This window comes from Dyella sp. 01N36 (genome assembly GCF_056399745.1).
On the sequence record NZ_JBFTRY010000196.1, the window covers coordinates 1 to 6,159 of the forward strand.

The following is a 6,159-nucleotide window of genomic DNA, read 5'->3' on the forward strand; positions in this document are numbered from 1 at the left end:
GCAGGAGAAGCTCGCGCGCTACATCCGCCTCAAGCAGCGCCTGGATACCCACGGCGGCTGGCCGCTCTACCACGACGGTGCGCTCGACCTGTCGTGCACGGTGAAGTCGTATTACGCATTGAAGGCGGCAGGCGATTCACCCGACGCGCCGCATATGCGCCGTGCGCGCGAGGCGATCCTCGCCAAGGGTGGCGCAGCGAAAAGCAATGTGTTCACGCGCATCCTGCTCGCCATGTTCGGCCAGGTGCCCTGGCGCGCCGCGCCGTACGTGCCGGTGGAAATCATGCTGTTCCCCCGCTGGGCGCCGTTCCACCTGGACAAGGTGTCGTACTGGGCGCGCAGCACCATGGTGCCGCTGTTCATCCTTTGCACAATGAAGGCGAAGGCCAAGAATCCGCGCCAGGTCGGCATTGCAGAACTGTTCGTGACGCCGCCGGAGCAGGAACGCCACTACTTCGCCACGGGCGGTGGCTTCATCAGCAAAGTGTTCCTGGTGCTGGACAAGCTGGGTCGCGCCTGCGATCCACTGATTCCCGGCAGCCTGCGTCGCCGGGCGGTGCAGCGGGCCGAGCAATGGTTCGTTGCCCGACTCAATGGCGAAGATGGCCTTGGCGCGATCTTTCCGCCCATGGTCAACGCACTCGAAGCGATGGATCTGCTGGGCTATGCGAAAGACCATCCCGCCCGCGCCACTTGTTTGCGTTCACTGCAGAAACTGATCGTGCAGCGCGATGACGGCACGGCGTATTGCCAGCCCTGCGTGTCGCCCGTGTGGGATACCGGCTGGTCAGCCATCGCCTTGCTGCGAGCTTCGCCGGATGATGCGACGCAAGAGGCGGTCACCCGCGCCATGGCATGGTTGGCGCCGTTGCAGGAACTGGAACTCAAGGGCGACTGGGCCGTGCAGGCGCCCGATCTGGCGCCTGGCGGATGGGCTTTCCAGTACGCCAACGCGTACTTTCCCGACCTCGACGACACGGCCGTGATTGCCGCGCTGATGCATGTGGCGGTCCGCGGCACGCCGCGTGAAGGCCAGTATCGCGATCGCATCGAGCGCGCGGCAGACTGGCTGGTCGGCATGCAGTCGGACAATGGCGGCTTCGCCTCGTTCGACCGCAACAACACGCACTATCACATCAACGAGATTCCCTTCGCCGATCACGGTGCCATGCTCGATCCGCCCACCGAAGATGTGTCGGGACGCGTGCTGGCCTTGCTGGGCATCCTCAATCGCCCGCAGGACAAGCCCGCCATCGAACGTTGCATCGCCTACCTGCGTGCTGCGCGCCTGCCGGATGGCTCGTACTGGGGGCGCTGGGGCACCAATTACATCTACGGGACCTGGTCGGTGCTGGCCGGCCTCGCGCTCGCAGGCCAGGACATGCAGCAGCCATGGATACGGCAGTCGGTCACCTGGTTGCTGTCCAGGCAGCATGCCGACGGCGGMTGGGGCGAAACCAACGACAGCTACTTCGATGCCGCACTGCGTGGCAGCAACGGCGGCGTAAGCACGGCGCACAGCACGGCCTGGGCCTTGCTCGGGCTGTTTGCGGCGGGCGAACACACGTCGGAGGCAGCGCATCGCGGTATTCGCTGGCTGCTGGATCAGCAGCAGGCGCCGGGCGGGCCCGAGGCCGATCTCTGGTATCACCCCAGCTTCAATGCACCGGGATTTCCACGCGTCTTTTTCCTCAAATACCACGGGTACACCGCGTATTTTCCGCTATGGGCACTCAGCCGCTATCGCCAGCTGCTTGCGAACTCACCGCCGACGCCGTGATGCCGGGCTCGGTGGGTATCGTGACAGCGCTTGCTTCGGAGGCGCGCACGCTCACGCGTCGACGGCTGCGTGTGCGCACCGCGCTGGCTCTGGAACATGGCGGCGCGCTGTGGCTCTCAGGCATGGGCCAGGATGCGGCGCGGCAGGCGGCCCTGGGTTTGATCGCGTCGGGCGCGACGGCCCTGGTGTCGTTCGGCGTGGCCGGTGGTCTTGCCCCCGGTTTGCGCAGCGGCACGTTGATCTGCCCGTCCTGCGTGCTCGACGAGCGCAGCCATGATTACCTGCCCGATGCCGCGTGGCGTGCCTCGATCATCCGCCGCCTTGCCGCCACGCAGCTGCCCCGCGTGGATGAAGGCACACTGCTGAGCCTACCCGTGCCGCTGCTCAGCGTGGCGGAAAAAGGCGCGATGCGCGAACGCCACCAGGCCTTGGCCGTCGACATGGAAAGCGCAGCGATTGCCGCGGTGGCCGGCGAGTACCGCATACCCTTCGTCGTGTTGCGAGCCATCGTCGACGAGCGTGACGACAACCTGCCGGTCGAACTGCAAGCTGCGATCGACGCCTGGGGGCGGCCGCGTCCGGCTCGCCTGCTAGCGACCTTGCTGCGACACCCGCATCTGTTCGCCGAACTGCCCGGACTGGTCGCGCGCATGGGCAAAGCCACGCGCAGCTTGCGCATGGCGGCCAACGTGGCCGGCATCGAACTGGGACGTAACGTACCCCAGCCCTGTTAATCTCACCCTGTATTCGGATGTCAGGCCTGGCCTCGACGTGCGGCCGGCGGCATCAAAGCCTGGAGGTCCGACGGCGTGTTCAGAGCGATCCACAAAGGCCTGGTCTGGATGGTCGACCGCAGCGGTCGACATCACTTCATCGTGTTGCTGTTGTCGGCGCTATTGGTCGTACTAAGCCTGTGGGGCGCATCCCGCTATCTGAGCATCGATACCGATGCGGATCATCTGTTTTCGGAGAAGCTGGCGTGGCGCCAGCAAAGCCGCGCCTTTGCACGCCAGTTCCCGCAATTCAGCGACACTCTCACCGCGGTGGTGCGCGCACCCACGCCGGAAGAAGCACGCATTGCGGCTCAAGCACTCAATGCCAAGCTGCAGGCGGACAAGCAACACTTCCACTCCTCCTCGACGCCGGGCATCAGCCCGTTCTTCAATCGCGAAGGGCTCCTGCTGCTGCCGCAGGACGAGCTGGAAAGCACGCTGGACAGCATGCTGCAGGCGCAGCCGCTGCTGGGACCGCTGGCCAAGGACACCTCGGCGCGCGGCCTGTTCAACGGCATCGACCTGATGGTGGAAGGTGTGCGCCGGGGCCTCGCCAACGATCTCTCTTCCTATGACGCCGCGCTCGGCAACGTGGCGCAGACCATGGAGGATGCGCTGGCCGGCAAGCACGCACCCCTCTCATGGCAGGCGCTGTTGACGCCGGACCTGGTGAGCAGCAGCGGTGGGCAGGAGTTCATCCTGATCCATCCGGTGCTCGATCACACCGCACTGGAACCCGGCGACGCAGCGACGCAGGCCATGCTGCGCCTGGCCGACGAGTTGCCCGAAGTGAAATCCGGGCGCGTGCGCATCAACTACACCGGTTCGGTGCCCTTGGCCGACGAGGAGTTTGCATCGCTGACGGATCGCGCCGGCCCCATCGCCATCGGCAGCAGCCTGTTGCTGGTGTTCTGGCTGGTGTTGGCGCTGGGCACCTGGCGCTTGATCGTGCCGGTCATCATCACCTTGATCGTCGGCTTGATCTATACGCTGGGCTTTGCCGCGTTTGCGGTGGGGCGCCTCAATCTGGTGTCAGTGGCATTTGCGGTGCTGTTTGTCGGCCTGGCCGTGGATTTCGGCATCCAGTTTGGCGTGCGCCTGCATGCCCGCCAGTACAGCGATCGAACCTTCGACGACTCGCTGCATGAAACCGCTCACCGCGTGGTCAGCCAGGTGGGTCTTGCGGCGCTCGCCACGGCCTGCGGCTTTCTGGCCTTTGCGCCCACCGATTTCACCGGCGTCGCCGAGCTCGGCATCATCGCCGGCGTAGGCATGCTGCTGGCGCTGCTATGCACGCTCACGGTGCTGCCCGCCCTGCTGCGCCTGTTGTCGAAGGGCTCGCCCCATGCGGAAGTGGCGCTGCCCGGCGGCGTCGCTGCCGATGGCTGGCTGCAACGCAACCGCAAGGCGGTGCTGGTGACGTTCGGCGTGCTCGGCGCCATCGGCGCCTGGTGTGCCATCACCATACCGTTCGACGCCAATCCGCTGCACACCAAGAGTGCGCGCAGCGAGGCGATGCGCACGCTCACCTCGTTAATGGAAGATCCCAACACCAACCCCTTCACCATGGACATCCTGGTGAAGGACCTGCCAGCTGCCAAGACACTGAGCGAGCGACTGGGCAAGTTGCCGGAGGTGGCGCAAGTGGTGTCCGGCGTCGACTTCGTGCCAACCGGCCAGCAGGACAAGCTCGATCAGCTGCAGCAAGCCTCCGACCTGATGTACGCCGTGCTCAATCCCGGCGAGAAGACCGCGCTGCCCAGTTACGACGAGATGCGCCAGTCGGCCAAGGACACCAGCGAAGGCATCGCCAGCGTGGCCGACAAACTGCCGGCGAATTCGCCGCTGCGACGCATCGGCAAGGCACTCGCCGCCCTGGCCAAGGGCAGCGATCAGCAAATGGCAACGGCCAATCAGGCGCTGACCGAGTTTCTGCCTTACACACTCAACCAGCTGGCCGACTCGCTATCGGCCACGCCCATCACCATGCAGAGCCTGCCGGATGAACTCAAGCGCGACTGGTTCGCCCCGGACGGACGTGTGCGCGTGCAGGTGACGCCCACCGCGAAGGCGCAGAGCACCCTGGGTCTGCGTCGCTTTGTGCAGGCGGTGCAGCAGGTCGCGCCGGACGCGGCGGGTTCCGCCGTGGACACGATCAAGGCCGCCGACACCATTCTGATCGCATTCCGCGAAGCCGCGATTTACGCCACGCTGGCCATCGCCATCGTGCTGATCCTGGTGCTGCACCGCGCGCGCGACGCCGGCATGGTGCTGGCCACCCTGCTGATGTCGGCCCTGCTCACCGCGCTGCTGGCGCGGCTGTGCGGCATCTCCATCAACTTCGCCAACATCATTGCGCTGCCGCTGCTGCTGGGCGTGGGCGTGTCGTTCAACGTGTACTTCGTGATGAACTGGCGCCAGGGCATGCAGCTGTTCCTGGGCTCGCCCACCGCACGTGCCATCCTGTTCTCCGCGCTCACCACGGGCACAGCCTTCGGCAGCCTCGCCATCGCCCGCCATCCGGGCACGGCCAGCATGGGTACGGTGCTGCTGCTGAGCCTGCTTGCGGTGTTGCTGTCCACCTTCGCCTTCCTGCCCGCGATGCTCTACTCCGTCGGGCAGTGCAAGCAGCCCCTCAGCCAACCATGACCTTGGTTTTCCCATCGCCGGAGTCGATGCATGTTGCCTAGCCGTCGTTTTCTCATCGCTGGACTTGCCCTGCTGTTGAGCGTCAATGCAAGCGCCCACGCCATCCTGGTGGACAGTACGCCCAAGGCGCACGGCAATGTGCCCGCAGGGCATGTGGCGCTCACGCTGAGCTACAACAGCAAGATCGACCAGATGCGCTCGCGACTGGTCTTGATCGCACCGGACAAGAGCGAAACGCCGCTCACCATCATCGCCAACGACAGCAAGCCCAATGAACTGGCAGCGGCGGCCGAGGTGAAAGCTGGCGCGTATGTGGTGCGCTGGCAGGCACTGGCACTGGACGGCCACATCACGCGCGGCGACCTGCCGTTTTCCGTGACGGCAACGCCCTGAGGCAGCCCGCCTTTCGCACTGAACCCGCGCACCAGCGCTGACCAACGGACATCCCGTGGCTCTCCTCGTCGATATCTTCGGCTACCTGAGCATCATCCTGCATGGGTTGGTGGTTGTCGCCCAGTCCATGATGCTTGGTGGTTTGCTGTTCCTGGTTTTTCTGCTGCATCCGCTGGCATCGCAACTCGCGCAAGGCGAACAGCTCGAACAACGTGTCGCTCGCCTGGCGCGCTGGAGCGCGTGGGCGCTGCTGCTGTGTGAATTGGCGACGACAGCACTGCAGGTGTCCGTGCTGATGTCCACCGTCGAACTGCCCTTGGGCAATGTCATGCAGGCATCGTTCGCGGTGGCGGCCAGCATCAAGATGCTTTGCGCGCTGGTCATCGCGCTGAACCTCAGGCCATCCACGCTGACGCAGGCGTATGGGCGATGGCTGCTTATGCTGGTTGGCCTGATCGAGCTTGGTGCCGCGACCATGACCACGCATGCCTATGCGCGCCTGCAAGACAGCGCGCTATTGCTGGTGGCGGAAGGCCTGCATCAGTTCGGCGCGGCGATCTGGAT

At 65.2% G+C, this 6,159-nt stretch carries 4 protein-coding genes and 1 pseudogene; all 5 read left to right on the forward strand.

The window, feature by feature from the left end; genetic code table 11:
• Positions 1–1,780, forward strand: a 1,780-nt coding sequence (gene shc / locus AC1DMG_RS18785) for a squalene--hopene cyclase (protein WP_477180891.1), incomplete at its 5' end; no start/stop codon positions are given.
• 20 nt (positions 1,781–1,800) lie between these two features.
• Positions 1,801–2,514 (forward strand): phosphorylase family protein, encoded by a 714-nt coding sequence (locus AC1DMG_RS18790; protein ID WP_441602272.1) that lies wholly within the window; start codon positions 1,801–1,803, stop codon positions 2,512–2,514.
• A gap of 75 nt (positions 2,515–2,589) precedes the next feature.
• A complete protein-coding gene (locus AC1DMG_RS18795; RefSeq protein WP_441602273.1) occupies positions 2,590–5,202 on the forward strand; it encodes an MMPL family transporter in 2,613 nt (870 codons plus the stop codon).
• Between the two features lie 30 nt (positions 5,203–5,232).
• On the forward strand, positions 5,233–5,595 hold the full coding sequence (locus AC1DMG_RS18800) for a copper resistance CopC family protein (RefSeq protein ID WP_441602274.1): 363 nt from the start codon (positions 5,233–5,235) through the stop codon (positions 5,593–5,595).
• A gap of 55 nt (positions 5,596–5,650) precedes the next feature.
• Positions 5,651–6,159: pseudogene (locus AC1DMG_RS18805) on the forward strand (copper resistance D family protein); the annotation flags it as partial.